The following is a 17328-nucleotide window of genomic DNA, read 5'->3' on the forward strand; positions in this document are numbered from 1 at the left end:
CCTCCCGACTCCCTATGATCGAGGAGCGCTTGTCACTGGGACGTCGGTTCGGGGGTCTGATGGATCCGGCCAGCATCGGTACGACCGCGCGCATCGCCTCGGCGGTGGCGCGGCCGATCATCGCCAGACTCTTCGTCCAGGAGGGGCCGGGCGCGGGCCTCGTGGACAAGCCGGTACGCGTTTCGCGGCTCATCGGGTGGGGCGGGGAGAAGCGCGGACTGAGCAACCTGGACATGTGGAAGATCGCGCGGGAGCTGGTGAAAGCGGCCATCGACGCCAACCCGCACGAGCCCCCGGTGAAGTCCGACGAACGCGAAGCCCTCGCCGACGCCCTCGCCGCGACCCTCAGTGCCCTCGGCGAGCTGGAGATGGACGACGTACAGGCGGTCCGGCTCGGCCGGGCGGAGCTGGCGCGACGTCTGACGGCCGCCCGCAAAGACGCCACCCGGAACCTGTCCGCCGACGCCACCGCTCTGTACGACAGCCTGCTCGACCTGAGCTGTCTGCACATCCTGCACTTCTTCACCCAGCGCTCGACCTTCGTGGCCCATGCCCAGGTGGCCCAGACCCGCATGCTCGACGAGACGCTGCGCCTGCTGGACGCGCTGGTGGACCGCATCCCCCGCCCCGGCAGCGCGGACCAGGAGTTCGAAACACGCTATCTCGCTCACCTGGAACGCAAGTACGGCAAGCTCAACATCTTCGGCCTCGACCTGAGCGATCCGGGTCAGGCCAACTGGCCCCTGGACACCGCCTACCTCAACCTGGAACTGGCTTCGCAGCGTGACGGCGGTTCGCCGTCGGCCAACCGCCGACGAGTCGAAGAGGCGTTCACCGGCTGCAACCGGGCGATGCTGCGGGGCATGGCCGGATCGGGCAAGACCACGCTGCTGCAGTGGCTGGCCGTCTCGGCGGCGCGGGACTCCTTCCCCGACGAACTGGCGGAGTTGCGCGGCCGGGTGCCGTTCGTGCTGCCGCTTCGCGCGCTGGCCCAGGCTCCACGGATGCCGGGCCCCGAGCGGTTCCTCCGCGCTGTGGGCAACATGCTGCACGGACTCCAGCCCGAACACTGGGCCGACCGGGTCCTGCACAGCGGTCGCGGCATGGTGCTCGTCGACGGCGTGGACGAGGTCTCCGAGAGTGAACGCCCCGTCGTGCGCCGGTGGCTGCTCGACCTCATCGAGCTCTACCCCAGGAACTTCTTCCTCGTCACCTCCCGTCCCTCCGCCGTGGACACCCACTGGCTGGAAGAGGTCGACTTCGCCGAGTTCAACCTGCTCCCGATGACCCGCCAGGACGTCGACCGGTTCGTCCACCGCTGGCACGACGCCGTCCTCACCACCGTCGGCGAACCCGAGGAACGGCAGGCGGTCGAACGCTGCCGCGAAGCCCTGCGGGCCAGCCTGCGGCAGAAGTACGACCTGTACCGGCTGGCCACCAATCCCCTGATGTGCGCGCTCATCTGCGCTCTGCACCGCGACCGGCTGACCCACCTCCCCGAGCGTCGCATGGAGTTGTACGCCGCCGCGCTCACCATGCTGCTGGTGCGCCGCGACAAGGAGCGTGAGATCCCGGCGCCCCGCGGCCTGGCGCCCACGGAGGAGGCACAGGTCCAGCTGCTCCAGCGGGTCGCCTACTGGCTGATCCGCAACGGGCGTTCCGAGGCGGCCCAGGCCACCGCCGTCCGCATCATCCGGGAGAAGCTGCCCGCCATGCCGCACCTGGCGACACCCGACCGGGCCCAGGACGTCTTCCGCTACCTGCTGCTGCGCAGCGGACTGCTGCGCGAACCCTCGGCGGGCATGGTCGACTTCATCCACCGCACGTTCCAGGACTACCTCGGGGCCAAGGCCGCCGTCGAGGCCGAGGATCTCGACCTCCTCGCGGAGTCCGGCCGTGACGACCAGTGGGACGACGTCGTCCGGCTCGCCGTCGGCCACGCCCGTGACGGCGAACGCGCCTACCTGCTGCGCAAGCTGGTCGCGCTGGGAGACCAGAGCGCCGACCCGAAGCTGCGCCGCCGCTATCACCTGCTCGCCGCCGCATGCCTCGAGCACGCCACCACCCTCGACCCGGCCGTCCGCGCCGCAGTGCTCCTGCGGGCCGGTGAGCTGATTCCCCCCGGCTCTGCGGCGGACGCCGAACAGCTCGCCACCGCCGGTGACATCGTCCTCGACCTGCTGCCGCGCCCCGAGGGCCTGCGACCGGAGCAGGCGCGGGCCACGGTGATGACCATCGCCCGGATCGGCGGTGAGGTGGCGCTGGATCAGATGGCCCGGTTCCGGAGCGTGCCCGACCGCATCGTTCGCCAGGAGGTGGCGGACTCCTGGCCGTACTTCGACGCACGGTCCTTCGCCGAGGACGTGCTGGCGGGCCTGCCGATGGACGACCTGACGCTGCCTCTGACCGTCCCGGAGCAGGTCGCCTGCCTCGAGGTGCTCGACCGGGTGCCCCACCTGTCCGTGCGGGGCCAGTTGCTGACCTCCGACCTCGTCGAGTCCCTGGTCCCCCTGCGGGTCCACTCCCTGTCGGTGGCGCTGTCCAGCGCCGTGTCGTTCGCCCTGCCCTCCCTGGCACCACTCGACGGACTGCGCCGGCTCGTCGTCGAGTCCTGCGACGTCGTCGCGGAGCTGACCGTCCTGGCCGAGAGTCCGGCGGAGGAGCTCACCCTGCACCGGCTGCCGAGCGGGGTGGACCTGGGTTTCCTGACCGGAGCCGGACAACTGAGATCCCTCACCCTGTCCTCGACGCACGGCGTCCCGCTCCCCACGGTGCCGCTGCCCCAGGTCACCAGCCTCACCGTCGACGGGGTCCTGACGGACGCGGGAGTACCGGAGTTCGCAGCGGTGCACCCCGCGCTCACCTCGCTGACCCTGCGACTGACCTGCCAGAGCTATCAGGCCGCCGTCGACCTGTCCCCGCTGCGCAACGTGCCGAGGGGAAAGATCGACGTCACCCTCGTGGACGCCGACAAGGTGCACGGTCTGGAGGCGTTGCCGACCGACCGGGTGGTCGTGCGCCACGAGGGCCGGCCCGGGGCCGACAGACGGCCCCGGACCGGCTTGCTGCGGCGCTTGTGGGTGTGAGCGGCGAGCGGTCAGCGGCCGAAGCCGAACCAGTTCACGTTCACGAAGTCGGCGGGCTGGCCGCTGGTGAAGGTCAGGTACACGTCGTGCGTGCCCGTCACCGCGCCGATGTTCGCCGGGATCGTCCGCCAGGACTGCCAGCCGCCGGTGTTGCCCACCGCGAAGCTGCCGATCGGCGTACTGGTGCGGCTGTCCAGGCGCACCTCCACCAGACCGCTGACCCCGGCCGGCGCACCGCTCGCCACCCGGGCCCTGAACTGCGTCGCCGGGCTCGAACCGAAGTTCACGCCCTTGTACTGCGCCCAGTCGCCGTTCGCGAGCGCGCCGAGGCTGCGGCCACCGCCCGAGTCCGAGGTGCCCTCGGTCATCGTGCCGGACTGGGTGTCGTACGACTCGGCCTCGACGGCGGCGTACGCGTCGCGGTCGCCGCCGGTCGGCGGAGGCGTGGTACCGCTCCCATCGGCCGACAGCACCTGGACGTAGTCCACGAGCATGGAGTGGCCGGGCTGGGTGCCGGCGTCCGGGCCGCCGCCGAAGGCGTCCGGGGGACCAGGGCGGGCACCTGTGCGTCCGCGTGCGGTACGACGACCGACACGGCGGCGGTCACCGTGCCGTCGGGACCCCGCACCGCAGCGGCCACCGACAGGGCGTCGTCCGTGACCTGACGGTCGCTCACCGCCGCACCGGTGCGCCGCACCTCGGCCAGGACGCGGCGCAGCCGTCCCGGGTCGGTGATCGTGTACGGGGTGAAGGCGTCGAGCGGGCCCGCGCGGTACGCCTCCTGGAACTCCGGTTCGCCGTGCGCGAGCAGGGCGAGGCCGACACCGGTGGCGTGCAGCGGCCAGCGGGCGCCGACGCGGATGTGCACGCCGACCGACGACCGCCCTGCCAGCCACTCGGTGTAGACGACCTCGCCACCGTCGCGCACCGCCAGCTGCACGTTCTCGTGCGTCGCCTCGTACAGGTCCTCCAGGTACGGCAGCGCGACCTGACGCAGCGCGAGACCGCGCGGGGCGAGCGCGGCGACCTCCCACAGCCGCAGTCCGACGTGGTAGACCCCCGACTCGTCCCGCTCCAGCGCGCCCCACTCGGTGAGTGCGCCCACCAGCCGGTGCGCGGTGGTCAGGCTCAGCCCGGCCCGGCGGCTGATGTCCGTCAGGCACAGCGCCGGGTGCGCGTGGTCGAACACGGCGAGCACGGACAGCAGCCGGTCGGGGGCGGTGGGGGCACCCCCGCGCGGGCGGAGCCGAGAGTGGGGGAGGGCGGTCATGGCAGGCATCCTCCTCATGGCGAGGCGAGGCGAGGCGAGGCGAGGCGGGGCGGGGCGAGGCGGGGCGGGGATCGTCGGGCCGAGGCGGGGGTCGTCGGGCCGAGCGTACGGCGCCCGCCGGGCCCGGCACAGAGGTCCGGCGGGCGGCCCGGACCGCCCGGGAGCGTGTCCCGAGGGCGGTGATCGCGGTGCGGCCCCTGCCCCTGTGGCCGACCGGTCCGTTGCCGGAGGCGGCGATGCGGCCTCCGGAGCGTGCCATGATCGGCGCCAGACGGAAGACGGGCCGGGTGACGGAAGGGTGCGGGCGTGAGGCTGACGATTCTGGGCGGCGGCGGATTCCGGGTGCCGCTCGTGTACGGGGCGCTCCTCGCGGACCGGGGCGAGGGACGCGTGACACATGTCGTGCTGCACGACCTGGAGGCGGCCCGGCTGTCCGCGGTCACCCGGGTACTGGCCGAGCAGGCCGCCGGGATGCCCGACGCGCCGGAGGTGACCGCCACCACCGACCTGGACGAGGCCCTGCGGGGCGCCGACTTCGTGTTCTCCGCGATCCGCGTCGGCGGCCTGGAAGGCAGGGCCGACGACGAACGGGTGGCGCTCGCCGAGGGCGTCCTCGGGCAGGAGACGGTCGGCGCGGGCGGCATCGCGTACGGACTGCGGACCGTTCCGGTCGCCGTCGACATCGCGCGCCGCGTGGCCCGGCTGGCGCCGGACGCCTGGGTCATCAACTTCACCAACCCGGCCGGTCTGGTCACCGAGGCCATGTCCCGGCACCTCGGCGACCGGGTCATCGGCATCTGCGACTCTCCGGTCGGCCTCGGCCGGCGCATCGCCCGCGTGCTGGGCGCCGACCCGGACCGGGCCTGGATCGACTACGTCGGTCTCAACCACCTCGGCTGGGTCCGCGGCCTGCGTGTCGCCGGCCGCGACGAACTCCCGCGGCTGCTCGCCGACCCGGCGCTGCTGGGCTCCTTCGAGGAGGGCCGGCTCTTCGGCCCCGAATGGCTGCGCTCCCTGGGCGCGATCCCCAACGAATACCTGCACTACTACTACTTCAACCGGGAAACCGTCCGCGCCTACCAGGAGGCGGACCGCACCCGCGGCGCCTTCCTGCGCGACCAGCAGGCCCGCTTCTACGACCGGATGCGGCACCCCGACGCCCCGGCGCTGGCCACCTGGGACCGCACCCGTGCCGAACGCGAGGCCACCTACATGGCCGAGAACCGGGAGACGGCGGGCGCGGGCGAACGCGAGGCCGACGACCTGTCCGGCGGCTACGAGAAGGTGGCCCTGGCACTGATGAGGGCCGTCGCCCGCGACGAGCGCACCACCCTGATCCTCAACGTCCGCAACCGCGGCACGCTGTCGGCCCTCGACCCCGACGCCGTGATCGAGGTGCCGTGCCTGGTCGACGCGAACGGCGCCCACCCCGTGGCCGTGGATCCACTGCCGGGCCACGCCACCGGCCTGGTCTGCGCGGTCAAGGCGGTCGAGCGCGAGGTCCTGTCGGCGGCCGACTCGGGCTCCCGTACGGCAGCGGTACGCGCCTTCGCCCTGCACCCCCTCGTCGACTCGGTCAACGTCGCCCACCGCCTGGTCGACGGCTACACGGCGGCCCACGCCGGCCTGGGGTACCTGAGGTAGGGCCGGCGGGAAGGGAGCCGTCGGTCGCGGGCGGCCGGCGCGGCCCCGCGCGGGGCCGCGCCGGGAACCGGGCGGGCGTCACAGGGCCACGTGCGCCGATCCATCCGGCCGGGCGTCCTGCGGTCCGAGCGACGCCGTTGCGGCTGTGCGTCCCCGCGCGTTCGGAGCGCGGCCCCGTGAGGTGCTGCGGGGAGGACCTGGTCCGGCGGGGCGAGCCGCCCTTGTGACCGGGGGCCGGGATGTGATCTCGTGGCGGCGAACGCGTGTCTGGAAGGGGTGCGGGATGACGTCGACGGTCGGCGGCCCGGGGCAGCTGTGGGCCATCAGCGACTTGCACATCGGCTACGCGGAGAACCGCGCCCTGGTCGAGGAGATGCGTCCCGGCTCCGACGACGACTGGCTCCTGGTGGCCGGCGACGTGGCGGAGACGGTCGCCGACATCCGCTGGGCCCTCGGTACCCTCGCGGCCCGCTTCCGCCGGGTCGTCTGGGCCCCCGGCAACCACGAACTGTGGACCCACCCGGGCGACCCCGTCACCCTCCGAGGGGTCGCCCGCTACGAGCACCTCGTCGAGATGTGCCGCGAACTGGGCGTGACGACACCCGAGGACCCGTACCCCGTGTGGGAGGGGGTCGGCGGTCCGGCGGTCGTCGCACCGCTGTTCCTGCTCTACGACTACTCGTTCCTGCCCGCCGGATGTGCGACCAAGGCCGAGGGACTGGCGTACGCCCACGGCACCGGCATCGTGTGCAGCGACGAGTTCCTGCTGCACCCCGACCCGTATCCCAGCCGCGAGGCATGGTGCCGGGCGCGGGTCGCCGAGACCGAACGCAGGCTCGCCGAGCTCCCCGCCGGGCTGCCGACGGTCCTCGTCAACCACTACCCGCTGGACCGGCACCCCATGGACGTCCTGTGGCACCCCGAGTTCGCCATGTGGTGCGGCACCCGCCTGACCGCCGACTGGCACCGCAGATTCCGGGTCGACACCATGGTCTACGGGCATCTGCACATCCCGCGGACCACCTGGCACGAGGGCGTCCGCTTCGAGGAGGTGTCGGTGGGCTACCCCCGCGAATGGCGCAAGCGGACGGGGCCGCCGGGACGGCTGCGCCGCATCCTGCCGTCGGCGTCGCGTGAGGAGGTGGCCCGGTGATCGAGGAGCTGCTGCCCGACACGGTCGTCACCGTGGAGGCCCACGGCCACGACGACACCGGACACCTGCCCCTCTACCCCGAGGAGGAGGCGATCGTGGCGCGGGCGGTCGCCAAGCGCCGCCGGGAGTTCACCGTCGTCCGGTCCTGTGCCCGCCGGGCCATGGAGAAGCTCGGTGTGCCCGCGCAGCCCGTACTGACCGGCGAACGCGGGGCGCCGTGCTGGCCGGACGGCTTGACCGGCAGCATGACCCACTGCGACGGCTACTGCGCCGCCGCCCTGGTCCGCGTCACCGACCTGGCCTCCCTCGGCATCGACGCCGAACCCGACGGGCCGCTCCCGGACGGCGTCCTGCCCACCGTGTCCCTGCCCGTGGAGGCACAGCGACTGCGCCGACTGGCCGAGGAGTGTCCGGGCGTCCACTGGGACCGGTTGCTGTTCAGCGCCAAGGAGTCCGTCTACAAGGCGTGGTTCCCCCTCACCGGGCAGTGGCTGGACTTCATGGAGGCCGACATCGAGATCTCCGTGGACCCCGTCGACCCGCGCCGCGGCACCCTGAGCGCCGCCCTCCTGGTGCCGGGACCGACCGTGGGCGGCCGGCGCCTGACCCACTTCCACGGTCGTTGGACCGCCCGGCAGGGCCTGGTCGCCACGGCGGTCACGGTCCCGCACACCTGAGCCGTCGGGCGCCGCGGCCCGCCTCGTCCGGCGGACGGGACCGCACGACCGAGCTCCCCCGCGCGCCCTGCGGCCCCTCCGCCCTCCCTCCCTCCCTGCCTGCCCGGCCCGCGTGCGGCGCGTGGACCGTCCGCCGGGCACCGCGTCACGGCCGGGGGCACCAGCTCCGCAGCAGCCGGAAGAACTCCTCCTCGTTCCCCGCCAGCCCCGCGGCATCGAGCGCCTGTTCCGCCTCGGCCAGGACGGAGGGCGGGACGACGGGCGGACGAGCGGCGTCGGCCGGCCCCGGCGCGGTGTCGAGACCGTCGAGACCCGCCCGCACGGTGTGCAGAAGCCGCAGGTAGGCCTGAACAGCGGTGCGCTCGTGGTCGGTCAGTACGGCGGTGGTCATCGGTCGGCTCTCCCCACAACGACGTCAGTGGTCACGCGCCCCCGCACGGCGGCGGCACACTCCCAGCTTGCCGCCCGCCACTGACAATCCCACCGAGCCGCGCCCGCCCGCCGCCCGGCATGAGCCGATCGAGCCATCAGCCCAGGTAGCCCAGCGACGCCCCGATCCGCCCGGCCAGGTGATCCCGCTGCACCGGTCCGCGCAGTGACGAACCGGCCAGCCAGGTCCGGCACTTACTGGCCAGCAGCAGCCCGAAGGCCTCCGCCTCCTTCTCGTCGGCGAGGTCGAAGCGGGAACGCGCGGCTACGGTGCGCACGGTCGCGCGCAGAGCCTCCTCGTCCCGGTCCGGGCCGTCCCCGTCGAGGAGCCGGGCCGCGACCGCGGCGCCCTCGACGTGGTGGCCGCAGTGCCCGGCCTTCATGTGCCACAGCTCGTGACCCAGGATCACCAACTGGTGATCGGGCGCGGTGCGTTCCTCGACGACGACCAGGTCCTGGTCGGTCATGTCCAGCCACAGGCCGCTGGCGGTCCCGGGGGGAAAGGCAGCCATGCGGAACAGCACCGGACGGCCCCTCCGTCTGCTCATCCCCTCGCACAGCGCGGCGTACAGCTCGGTGGGCCGCGCCGGGGCGGAAAGCGTCAGCTCCTCGACCAACTCGCCGCACAGGCGGCGCATCTCCTTACCGATGCCCACGTCTCTCCCCAGGCTCACGACTCGGGCCGCTTGACGTTCTCCAGGAGCATGTCCAGCCACTCGGCGACCTTGTCACGGTGCTGGTCGGTGGGCAGTTGAGCGGCCCGCCAGGCGATGCCGCGCACGCCGTGGTCCTGCAGCAGCCGCTCCAGCGGGTCACCGTCGGCGGCCGCCGCCTTCCGCTCCCGGTCGGCGAGCTGCTGCAACAGCTCCTGCTCGGTGTGGCGCAGGGCGCCCGCGAGCGCCTCGGGGTCCTCGGCGGTGAGGAACCCGGCGTGCACCCGGAAGAAACGCTGGATGGCGTCGCAGTGCTCCATGGTGGGCCGCCGGTCGCCGTTGATGAGGGCGCCCGCCTGCTGCCGGGACATGCCGGCGCCGTCGGCGATCTCCTGCTGGGTGTACTTGCGGCCGTTCGGCTTCACCCGGGTGCGGCGCAGCAGGTCCAGACGCTGCACGAACCGGGCCTGCACATCGGGTTCACCCGCCGGGCGGCCGGCCAGCAGGGCGCCCACCACGGGCCCGGGGACACCGGAGGCGGCGGACAGGCGGCCGACTTCGAAGACCTCGGCGTGCGGCACGCCGAGCCGGTCCGCGAGTGCGGTGACGCGGGCGACGACGGAGGGCAGCGCGGTTGTCGGCACGGCGCCCGGACCCTCGAAGCCACCCGCCACCGACAGCTCTTCTACGTCTTTCACAGGCCTCACAGGCTTCTCACAAGCGGTTGCCGTGAACTCCGGGAGAGTAGCCTGCCACTCGAACTCACATCCAGGTCTCGCCACAACTGTGGCCAATTTCAGCCGTCAACAGGCACGAAATGCCACGATAGTTGACACGCCTCCGTCGGGGCATCAGGATCGGGACGCCGCGAGAAGGCCGCATAGGCAAGAGGGGTGACCTCCCGATGGCATTTCAGGCAGGAGGGCAGCGGCCGGCGCCGCGGCCCGCCCCCGCGACCCCCGGGGCCCAGGCGTATCTCCAGGACTACACCGCGCTCCTGGAGGGCGTCCCCTTTCCGTCCCTGGTCGTCGACCACCGCTGGGACGTGGTGATCACCAACGGCGCCTTCCGGACACTCTTCCGGGGGGCCGGGCAGCATCCGACGGCCATGCCGGGGGACAACTTCCTCAGGTTCGTCCTCTTCCACCCGGAGGCGTCCGCGGTCCTCGGGGAGCACGAGTCGAGCTGGTGCCTGCCGATGCTGGCGCACTTCGCCGCCGCCCTGGAGCGGCACGGCCACGACCCCGGCCTGCAGGCCGTCCGGCGTGACATCGCCCAGGACCCGATCATGGAGGCCGCCTACCGCCAGGGCCTGCCGCACTGGGTCCGGGCCGTCGGCGCGGAGGCCGTCGAACACGACGGCGCCGTGCGGCCGCTGCACCACCCCGACCCGCGCTGGGGCGACACCGAGTGCCGGGTCGTGGTCGAAACCACCCGGGCGCTGGAGGAGCTGGGCTACACCCGGCTGACGCTGGTCCTGCGCGAGCCGCGCCGCACCCCGCCACGCCCCGTGCGCCCCCGCCGCACGGCCGCCCACCTGAGAGTGGTCCCCGCCCCCGAGTGACGACGCCCGGCCTCCCACGGCCCGTGTACCCGCCCCGGTGGAGGCGCGGGGCGGGCGTCGTCGGCGTACGCGACGTGGTCGCCGGTCAGTGAGGTGGCGGCACGTCCGTCTTGACCGGCTGGGGCACCCGGCGTTTCGCCGCCTGGATCTGCTCGTACACACGGGTGCGCAGCTCGGCGAAGCGCGGGGCCACCCGCGTGTGCACCTGGTCCCGTTCGGCCGGCAGGTCGACCTCGAGCTGCTCCCGTACGACGGTGGGGGAAGCGGACAGCACGACCACGCGTTCGCCGAGGTAGACGGCCTCGTCGATGTCATGGGTGACGAACAGGACGGTGATCCCGCGCTCCCGCCACAGCCGCCGTACCAGGTCCTCCAGGTCGGCACGGGTCTGCGCGTCGACCGCCGCGAACGGCTCGTCCATCAACAGCACTTCGGGCTCGTACGCCAGCGCCCGCGCGATCGCCACCCGCTGCTGCATGCCGCCGGACAGCTGCCACGGGTACGCCCCGGCGACGTCCGCCAGGCCGACCGAGGCGAGGGCATCGGCGACCAGCCCCCGTCGCCGCGCCTTGCTCAGGTCCTTGCGTCTCAGGGGCAGTCCGACGTTCTCGCCGACCCGCATCCAGGGGAACAGGCTCCGCCCGTACTCCTGGAAGACGAACGCCGTCCCGGGCGGCGGGCCGTGCACCTTCCGGCCGGCCAGGAACACCTCGCCGGCCGTCGGGGCGAGGAGTCCGCCCACGCACCTCAGCAGCGTCGTCTTGCCGCAGCCGGACGGGCCGACCAGGCAGACCAGTTCCCCGGCCGCCACGGTGAAGGTCAGGTCGCGCACCGCCTCGACGCGTCGCCCCGATCCCTCGTACACCTTCTTCAGGCCGCGTACCTCGAGCATGGACCGCCCTTTCAGGAGCTTCGACCGGGCCGCCGGGCGGCGGCGCGCAGGCCGTGGTACCAGGCGAGCGCCCGGCGCTCGACCAGCTGGAAGAGGACCGAGAGCACGAAGCCGAGCAGACCGAGCAGGAGGATGCCGGTCCACATGTCGGGGATGGCGAAGGAGCGCTGGAACTGCACGATGGTGAAACCGAGCCCGTTGCCGGCGGCGAACATCTCGCTGATCACCATCAGGATGATGCCGATCGACAGCGCCTGGCGCAGACCCGCGAAGATCTGCGGGCTCGCCGAGCGCAGCACCACGTGCCGCAGCCGCGCGACACCCGTGATGCCGTAGGAGCGGGCCGTCTCGGCCGTCACCGCGTCGACCGCCCGCACCCCCTCGACCGTGTTGAGCAGTACCGGCCACATACAGCCGGTGGCGATGACGACGATCCTCATCGTGTCGCCGATGCCCGCGAAGAGCATGATCACCGGCACGAGCACCGGCGGCGGCACCGCCCGCAGGAACTCCAGTACCGGCTCGCACACCGCCCGCACCCGCCGGTAGGAGCCGATGAGCGTGCCGAGCGCGACGCCGGCCACGGCCGCGAGCGCGTAGCCCGCCGCGAGTCTGAGCACGCTGGGCAGCACGTCACCGCGCCACCGTTCGCCGGTCCACACGTCCGGGAAGCTCTGCAGGATCGTGCGCAGCGGCGGCCAGTACACGTCCTTGCTGTCCGCCGACGCCGCCCACCAGACGGCCACCAGCACGGCGGGCAGCGCGAACGCGAACGCCGGCCGAAGCAGTACGCGCCTCACACCGCCACCTCCCCGCGCACCGACTGGTGCCAGGCCAGTGCCCGCCGCTCCACCGAACGCGCTCCGACGTTGATCAGCAGCCCCAGCAGACCGGCGACGACGATCAGCGCGTACATCTCGGGCACGGCCTGCGAGGTCTGCGCGACGGCGATCCGAGCACCCAGCCCCGGCGCCCCGATGACGAGTTCGGCGGTGATGGCGAGGATCAGCGCGACGGCCGCCGCGAGGCGCACCCCGGTCATGACGTACGGCAGCGCGGTCGGCCACAGCACGTGCCGGATGCGCGCCCAGGTGCCCAGACCGTACGACCGCGCCGTCTCCTCGGCGACCGGGTCGACGTCCTGGACGCCGTACAGGACCTGGATCAGCACCTGCCAGAAGGAGGCGTACACGACCAGGAGCAGTACCGACCGCAGCTCGGTGCCGTACAGCAGCACGGCCAGCGGGATCAGCGCGACCGACGGGATCGGGCGCAGGAACTCGATCGTGGACGCCGTCGCCTCGCGCAGGTACGGCACCACCGCGAGGAGCACGCCTACGGCGATGCCCGCGACGACCGCGAGCGCCAGGCCCAGCGCCCAGCCGGTGAGGGTGTCGCCGAGCGCGGTCCAGAAGGCGCCGTCCGCGGCCTCCGTGCCGAGCGCGTCGGCGATGCGGCTGGCCGGCGGGAAGTACTCCTCCTTGACCAGCCCGAGGCGCGGCACCGCCTCGCCCAGGGCGAGGAAGGCCGCGAGCCCGGCCGCGCCCAGCGCGGCGTTCTCCCCCTTCACGGCAGCAGGGCGTCCAGGTCGGGGAACCGCTTGAACAGGCCGTCCGCGTAACCGAGTTTGCCCAGCGCGTGGAGGGAGGAGCGGTCCGGTTCGGCCGGCCACTTCGGCAGGGTCACCTTCGCCAGCACGTCAGCCGGGATCTTGGTGTACGTGGTGATGATCTCGCGGACCTCGTCGGGGTGGGTGTCGGCGTACGCGAGAGACTCGGCGGTGGCCTCCTGGAACTTCTTCACCACATCCGGGTTCTCCTGCGCGTACCGCGTGGAGGTGAAGTACATGGCGACCGTCAGATTCGGATGGATGTCGACCATGGGGGAGGCGATCTCCCGGCCGCCCTGGTTCTTGACCGTGGCCAGTGCCGGTTCCACCACCATGGCCGCGTCGATCCGCCCGCCGTCGAGCGCGGCCGGCATCTGGTCGAAGGCCAGCTCGACGAAGTCCACCTTGTCGGGGTCGCCGCCCGCGGCGCCGACGGAGGCCCGTACCGCCGTCTCGTTGATGTTCTTCAGTGTGTTGATGGCGACCTTCTTGCCCTCCAGCTCCTTCGCCGACTTGATCGGGCTGTCGCCCTTGACGGTGAGGGCCTCGAAGTCCTTGCCGCGTACGCCGGTCGAGGCGATGCCGTTGGCCACCGCCTTGACGGGCACCTTGCTGGACTGGGCGATCATGAGGGAGGTCATGTTGCTGAAACCGAACTCGAACTGGCCGCTGACCACTCCGGGCACGATCGCCGCGCCGCCCTGCGCGCCGGAGAAGGACAGTTTCAGTCCGCGCTCGTCGAAGAAGCCCTTCTTCTGCCCCAGATACAGGGGGGCGACGTCGACGATGGGGATGAGGCCCACCTTGACCGCGGTGGTGCCGCCGGACGAACCGGCATCGTCCGGCCCCCCGGAATCGGACGAGCCGCACGCCGTCGCGGCGGCCAGAACGGACACGGCCGTGAGGCCGACGAACAGACGACGCATGAACTCCCCCTGTGGGACCGGACCAGGTACTCCGACAGGCTGTGCGCAGACAGTACGAGTGTGTTCAGCGGGAACGTGTTCAGCGGGAACGTGCTCACGGGAACGTAGAGCCCGCGCCGATGCCGGGTCAATGCCCGTGCGAATACGGGTCGTTGAGGCTCCGGCCCGGAGTCGTTGACAGTGCGGGACACGCACTCGTAGCGCCCGCACCGCGTACGGTCGTTCGTGCCGCACGTCCTGCCGTGAGGCCTTTGCCGGAGGCCAGATGCCCGATGCAGCCCGCGCACCGCACTTCGTGAGGTCCTTCGAACGGGGCCTCGCCGTCATCCGGGCCTTCGACGCCGACCACCCGGCGCTGACCCTGGGCGAGGTCGCCCGCGCCTGCGAGCTGACCCGCGCCGCGGCCCGCCGCTTCCTGCTCACCCTGGCCGACCTCGGCTACGTCCACACCGACGGCCGGCTCTTCCGCCTCACCCCGCGCGTGCTGGAACTCGGCTACTCCTACCTGGCCGGCTTCACGCTGCCGCAGATCGCCGAACCGCATCTGGAACAACTCGTGGCGCAGGTGAGGGAGTCGTCCTCGCTGTGCGTCCTGGACGGCGAGGACGTCGTGTACGTCGCCCGCGTCCCGACCAGTCGCATCATCCGCGTCGATCACCGTCGGCACCCGCTTCCCGGCGCACCTCACCTCCGTGGGCCGGGTCATCCTCGCCGGCCTGCCGGACGCCGAGATCGAGTCCCGGCTCGCCCGGGCCGACCTGTGCCCGCACACCGCCCGCACACTCACCTCGGCGGACGCCCTGCGCGCGGAACTGCGCCGGGTGCGGCGCCAGGGCTACGCGCTCGTCGACCTGGAACTGGAGGACGGCCTCCGATCCGTCGCCGCGCCGGTGCGGGACCGTGACGGCGAGGTGGTCGCCGGCCCTGAACATCGCGGTGCATGCCGGCCGCAACGACCTGGAGTCCGTGCGCCGGGACCTGCTGCCGCACCTCCTCGCCACCGTCACCCGGATCGACGCGGGCCTCAGGATCACCGGTCTGGGCATCACAGGTCCAGCACGAGCCGCCGGCCACGACAGCGGGACACGCAGATGAGCATGGTCTGTCCGGCGGCCCGTTCCTCGTCGGTGAGCACCGAGTCCCGGTGGTCCGGCTCGCCCTCGACGACGTCGGTCTCGCAGGTGCCGCAGGTGCCCTCCGCGCAGGAGTGGAGCACCTCGACGCCTGCTGAGCGGACGGCGTCCAGGACGGAGACGCCGGGCGGGACGACGACCGTGCGCCCGCCGCGCGCGAGGACGACCTCGAACTCCGTGTCCGGGCTCCTCGCCCCCGCCTCCTTCGGGCGGAACCGCTCCAGGCGCAGGATCCCGGCCGGGCAGCGCGCCTCGACGGCGTCCAGCAGCGGCGCGGGCCCACAGCAGTAGACGAGGGTGCCCTCGGGTACCTCGTCGAGCAGGGAGGCGAGGTCCAGCAGTCCCGACTCGTCCTCGGGGACGATCGTGACCCGGTCGCCGTACCGCTCCAACTCCCCGGTGAACGCCATGGAGTTCCGCGTCCGCCCGCCGTACAGCAGGCTCCACTCGGCGTCCGCCTCCTCGGCGGCGGCCAGCATGGGCAGGATCGGGGTGATGCCGATGCCGCCCGCGACGAAGCGGTACAGGGGAGCCGTCTCCAGCCGGAAGTGGTTGCGCGGTCCTCGTACGCGGACCTTGTCGCCGGTCCTCAGCCCGCCATGGACGTACGCCGATCCTCCCCGCCCCGCCGCCTCGCGGAGCACGGCGATCCGCCACACCGCGCGGTCGGCCGGGTCGCCGCACAGGGAGTACTGCCGCTCCAGGCCCGGCGCGAGGACGACGTCGATGTGGGCGCCCGGCTCCCAGGCGGGCAGCGGTTCGCCCAGCGGGTGGCGCAGGACGAGGGTGAGCACGCCGTCGGCCGCGGTGTCCCGGCGGTCGACGACGAGTTCGGCTTCGTACAGGGTCATGAGTCGTTTCCCCGGTGCTTTCCCTGCGGATGTCCCTGTGGGGTTCCTTGCGGGTGTCCTTGCGGGTGGGCGAGCATCCAGTCCCACATTGCCACGGGGTCATCGGCGGTGTGCTCGGCGCCGCAATGGCAGGTGCCGTGCAGGACGTCGGTGCCCGGAAGCCAGTCGATGCGGTAGACCTCGCCGGTGCGCCCGTTCATCGAGCCGTCCGTTCCACGGGCTTGTCGCCCTCCTCGGCCAGCCGGGCGAGGATGCGGCGGGCGGCCAGGCCGCCGGTGTCGATGTTGATGCTCAGCTCCTGGTAACCGGTGCGCTCGGTGCCGAGCGTGCGCTGGAGCAGGTTGAGCGCGTCGACGTCCTGCATGACGACCGTGCGGTTGTTCTCCCGCAGGAACTCGGTGATCTCGGCGTTGTCCGTCGCCCAGTCCCGCGAGACCGCCCAGAAGTCGTACACCCTGCCGTCGCCGGACGGTGTGATGGCGTACGTGATCTCGGTGTGGAAGCCGTTCGGATCGCTGCCGTCCGCCTCGGGCGCCACACCGGTCGGGGCGATGCGGCTGTGCAGGACGTACAGACAGGGCGCGTGGTACTCGATGTCCTGCCACCGGTCGATGCGCCCCCTGATGCCGGTGGACTCGGCGTAGAACGGCGGGCACTCGGCGTCGCCCATGCGCCGGCTCACCCGGACGATGCCGGCGCCCTCGTCGACCTCCGTGGTGATCGGAGTCTCGGCGACCTCGGGCGTGCCGATGTGACCGCCGTGCAGATACGTCTCGTGGGAGAGGTCGAGGAGGTTGTCGACCAGCAGCCCGTAGTCGGCGTCGATCGGCTCCATGCCCCGGACCGTGACCCAGCCGGGGGAGTCCAGGTGCCGGGCCCGGGGCACGGCCCCGGCGTCGGCCGGTGCCGGGTCGCCGATCCACACCCACACCAGGGAGTCCCGCTCCACCACCGGGTAGGAGGCGACGCGGGCGGTGCGCGGGACGCGTTTCTGGCCCGGCACGTACACGCAGGTGCCGGTCGTGTCGTACGTGAACCCGTGGTATCCGCACACGATCCGGTCGCCGTCCAGCCGGGTCGGCGCCTCGGACAGCGGGTAGCGGCGGTGCACGCAGCGGTCGTGCAGGACGACCGGCGTCCCGTCCCCTTCGGTGCGGTAGAGGACGAGCGGCTCACCGAGGATCGTGCGTCCCAGCAGCTCACGGCCGACCTCGTGGCTGTAGGCGGCGACGTACCACTGGTTCCTGGCGAAGGCGGTCATGTGCGGCATCGTTGCGGCTCCCGTCCGTCGTGGGTGGTGGCATCGTCGGGGAGGACGTCGCGGGCGGGCAACGCTTCTTCCGCCTCACGGAAGGGGGCTCCACCGGGGGACTGTCGGTGGGTGCCCCTAGTCTTTCGCCAACGTCACAGCGGGGCGGGCCGATTGGGGCCGCCTCGGGCG

The 17328-nt window shown here is 72.5% G+C and carries 17 protein-coding genes and 1 pseudogene; 6 read left to right on the forward strand and 12 right to left on the reverse strand.

Annotated elements, in window-relative coordinates; genetic code table 11:
- The first annotated feature begins 29 nt into the window (after nt 1-29).
- Nucleotides 30-3086, forward strand: a complete 3057-nt coding sequence (locus tag ACH4F2_RS06190; RefSeq protein ID WP_398131493.1) for an NACHT domain-containing protein — start codon at nt 30-32, stop codon at nt 3084-3086.
- An 11-nt stretch (nt 3087-3097) separates the two neighbouring features.
- On the opposite strand, the gene ACH4F2_RS06195 is transcribed toward ACH4F2_RS06190, so the two are convergent.
- Both ACH4F2_RS06195 and ACH4F2_RS06200 read right to left on the reverse strand, forming a co-directional pair.
- Nucleotides 3098-3454 carry a carbohydrate-binding protein gene (locus tag ACH4F2_RS06195; RefSeq protein WP_398131494.1) on the reverse strand — a complete coding sequence of 119 codons (357 nt, stop codon included), beginning with the start codon at nt 3452-3454 and terminating at the stop codon, nt 3098-3100.
- Nucleotides 3451-4356 (reverse strand): IclR family transcriptional regulator C-terminal domain-containing protein, encoded by a 906-nt coding sequence (locus tag ACH4F2_RS06200; RefSeq protein WP_398131495.1) that lies wholly within the window; start codon nt 4354-4356, stop codon nt 3451-3453. The genes ACH4F2_RS06195 and ACH4F2_RS06200 overlap by 4 nt, the downstream gene beginning before the upstream one ends.
- A 306-nt stretch (nt 4357-4662) precedes the next feature.
- Here ACH4F2_RS06200 and ACH4F2_RS06205 point away from each other — a divergent pair, with 306 nt between their 5' ends.
- The 3 genes from ACH4F2_RS06205 to ACH4F2_RS06215 all read left to right on the forward strand — a co-directional run bounded on the left by ACH4F2_RS06205 (nt 4663) and on the right by ACH4F2_RS06215 (nt 7830).
- A complete protein-coding gene (locus tag ACH4F2_RS06205; RefSeq protein ID WP_398131496.1) occupies nt 4663-6000 on the forward strand; it encodes a 6-phospho-beta-glucosidase in 1338 nt (445 codons plus the stop codon).
- A 283-nt stretch (nt 6001-6283) separates the two neighbouring features.
- Complete coding sequence (locus ACH4F2_RS06210; RefSeq protein ID WP_398131497.1) at nt 6284-7153, forward strand: metallophosphoesterase family protein; 870 nt, start codon at nt 6284-6286, stop codon at nt 7151-7153.
- Complete coding sequence (locus ACH4F2_RS06215; protein WP_398131498.1) at nt 7150-7830, forward strand: 4'-phosphopantetheinyl transferase; 681 nt, start codon at nt 7150-7152, stop codon at nt 7828-7830. The genes ACH4F2_RS06210 and ACH4F2_RS06215 overlap by 4 nt, the downstream gene beginning before the upstream one ends.
- Nucleotides 7831-7975: 145 nt before the next feature.
- On the opposite strand, the gene ACH4F2_RS06220 is transcribed toward ACH4F2_RS06215, so the two are convergent.
- The 3 genes from ACH4F2_RS06220 to ACH4F2_RS06230 form a co-directional block, all read right to left on the reverse strand.
- Nucleotides 7976-8221, reverse strand: coding sequence for a hypothetical protein (locus ACH4F2_RS06220; protein ID WP_398131499.1), 246 nt, complete (start codon nt 8219-8221; stop codon nt 7976-7978).
- A gap of 136 nt (nt 8222-8357) precedes the next feature.
- On the reverse strand, nt 8358-8897 hold the full coding sequence (locus ACH4F2_RS06225) for a toxin-antitoxin system, toxin component (RefSeq protein ID WP_398131591.1): 540 nt from the start codon (nt 8895-8897) through the stop codon (nt 8358-8360).
- Between the two features lie 32 nt (nt 8898-8929).
- Nucleotides 8930-9586 carry a helix-turn-helix domain-containing protein gene (locus ACH4F2_RS06230; RefSeq protein ID WP_398131592.1) on the reverse strand — a complete coding sequence of 219 codons (657 nt, stop codon included), beginning with the start codon at nt 9584-9586 and terminating at the stop codon, nt 8930-8932.
- 230 nt (nt 9587-9816) lie between these two features.
- On the opposite strand from ACH4F2_RS06230, the gene ACH4F2_RS06235 reads away from it, so the two are divergent.
- Entirely contained in the window at nt 9817-10476 is a 660-nt protein-coding gene (locus ACH4F2_RS06235; protein WP_398131500.1) for a hypothetical protein, read from the forward strand.
- Between the two features lie 85 nt (nt 10477-10561).
- Here ACH4F2_RS06235 and ACH4F2_RS06240 read toward each other — a convergent pair whose 3' ends face one another.
- Genes ACH4F2_RS06240 through ACH4F2_RS06255 form a run of 4 tightly spaced genes read right to left on the reverse strand, consistent with a single transcriptional unit; the run spans nt 10562 to nt 13903 of the window.
- Nucleotides 10562-11368, reverse strand: a complete 807-nt coding sequence (locus ACH4F2_RS06240; RefSeq protein WP_398131501.1) for an ABC transporter ATP-binding protein — start codon at nt 11366-11368, stop codon at nt 10562-10564.
- A gap of 11 nt (nt 11369-11379) precedes the next feature.
- Nucleotides 11380-12168 (reverse strand): ABC transporter permease, encoded by a 789-nt coding sequence (locus ACH4F2_RS06245; protein WP_398131502.1) that lies wholly within the window; start codon nt 12166-12168, stop codon nt 11380-11382.
- A complete protein-coding gene (locus tag ACH4F2_RS06250) occupies nt 12165-12938 on the reverse strand; it encodes an ABC transporter permease (RefSeq protein WP_398131503.1) in 774 nt (257 codons plus the stop codon). Before ACH4F2_RS06250 ends, ACH4F2_RS06245 begins: the two co-directional genes overlap by 4 nt.
- Complete coding sequence (locus tag ACH4F2_RS06255) at nt 12935-13903, reverse strand: ABC transporter substrate-binding protein (protein ID WP_398131504.1); 969 nt, start codon at nt 13901-13903, stop codon at nt 12935-12937. The genes ACH4F2_RS06250 and ACH4F2_RS06255 overlap by 4 nt, the downstream gene beginning before the upstream one ends.
- A 265-nt stretch (nt 13904-14168) precedes the next feature.
- Between ACH4F2_RS06255 and ACH4F2_RS06260 the strand changes: the two are divergent.
- Nucleotides 14169-14998, forward strand: a pseudogene (locus ACH4F2_RS06260) (IclR family transcriptional regulator C-terminal domain-containing protein).
- On the opposite strand, the gene ACH4F2_RS06265 reads toward ACH4F2_RS06260, so the two are convergent.
- Genes ACH4F2_RS06265 through ACH4F2_RS06275 form a run of 3 tightly spaced genes read right to left on the reverse strand, consistent with a single transcriptional unit; the run spans nt 14949 to nt 17157 of the window.
- Nucleotides 14949-15887 (reverse strand): PDR/VanB family oxidoreductase, encoded by a 939-nt coding sequence (locus tag ACH4F2_RS06265; RefSeq protein ID WP_398131505.1) that lies wholly within the window; start codon nt 15885-15887, stop codon nt 14949-14951. The pseudogene ACH4F2_RS06260 and the gene ACH4F2_RS06265 overlap by 50 nt on opposite strands.
- The gene (locus tag ACH4F2_RS06270; protein ID WP_398131506.1) at nt 15884-16087 is read right to left on the reverse strand and encodes a hypothetical protein; all 204 of its coding nucleotides are present in this window, start codon (nt 16085-16087) and stop codon (nt 15884-15886) included. Before ACH4F2_RS06270 ends, ACH4F2_RS06265 begins: the two co-directional genes overlap by 4 nt.
- On the reverse strand, nt 16084-17157 hold the full coding sequence (locus ACH4F2_RS06275) for a Rieske 2Fe-2S domain-containing protein (RefSeq protein ID WP_398131507.1): 1074 nt from the start codon (nt 17155-17157) through the stop codon (nt 16084-16086). The genes ACH4F2_RS06270 and ACH4F2_RS06275 overlap by 4 nt, the downstream gene beginning before the upstream one ends.
- Between the last annotated feature and the right edge of the window lie 171 nt (nt 17158-17328).

Origin of the sequence: Streptomyces sp. NPDC017890 (assembly GCF_044328675.1) — a bacterium.
GTDB lineage: Bacteria > Actinomycetota > Actinomycetes > Streptomycetales > Streptomycetaceae > Streptomyces.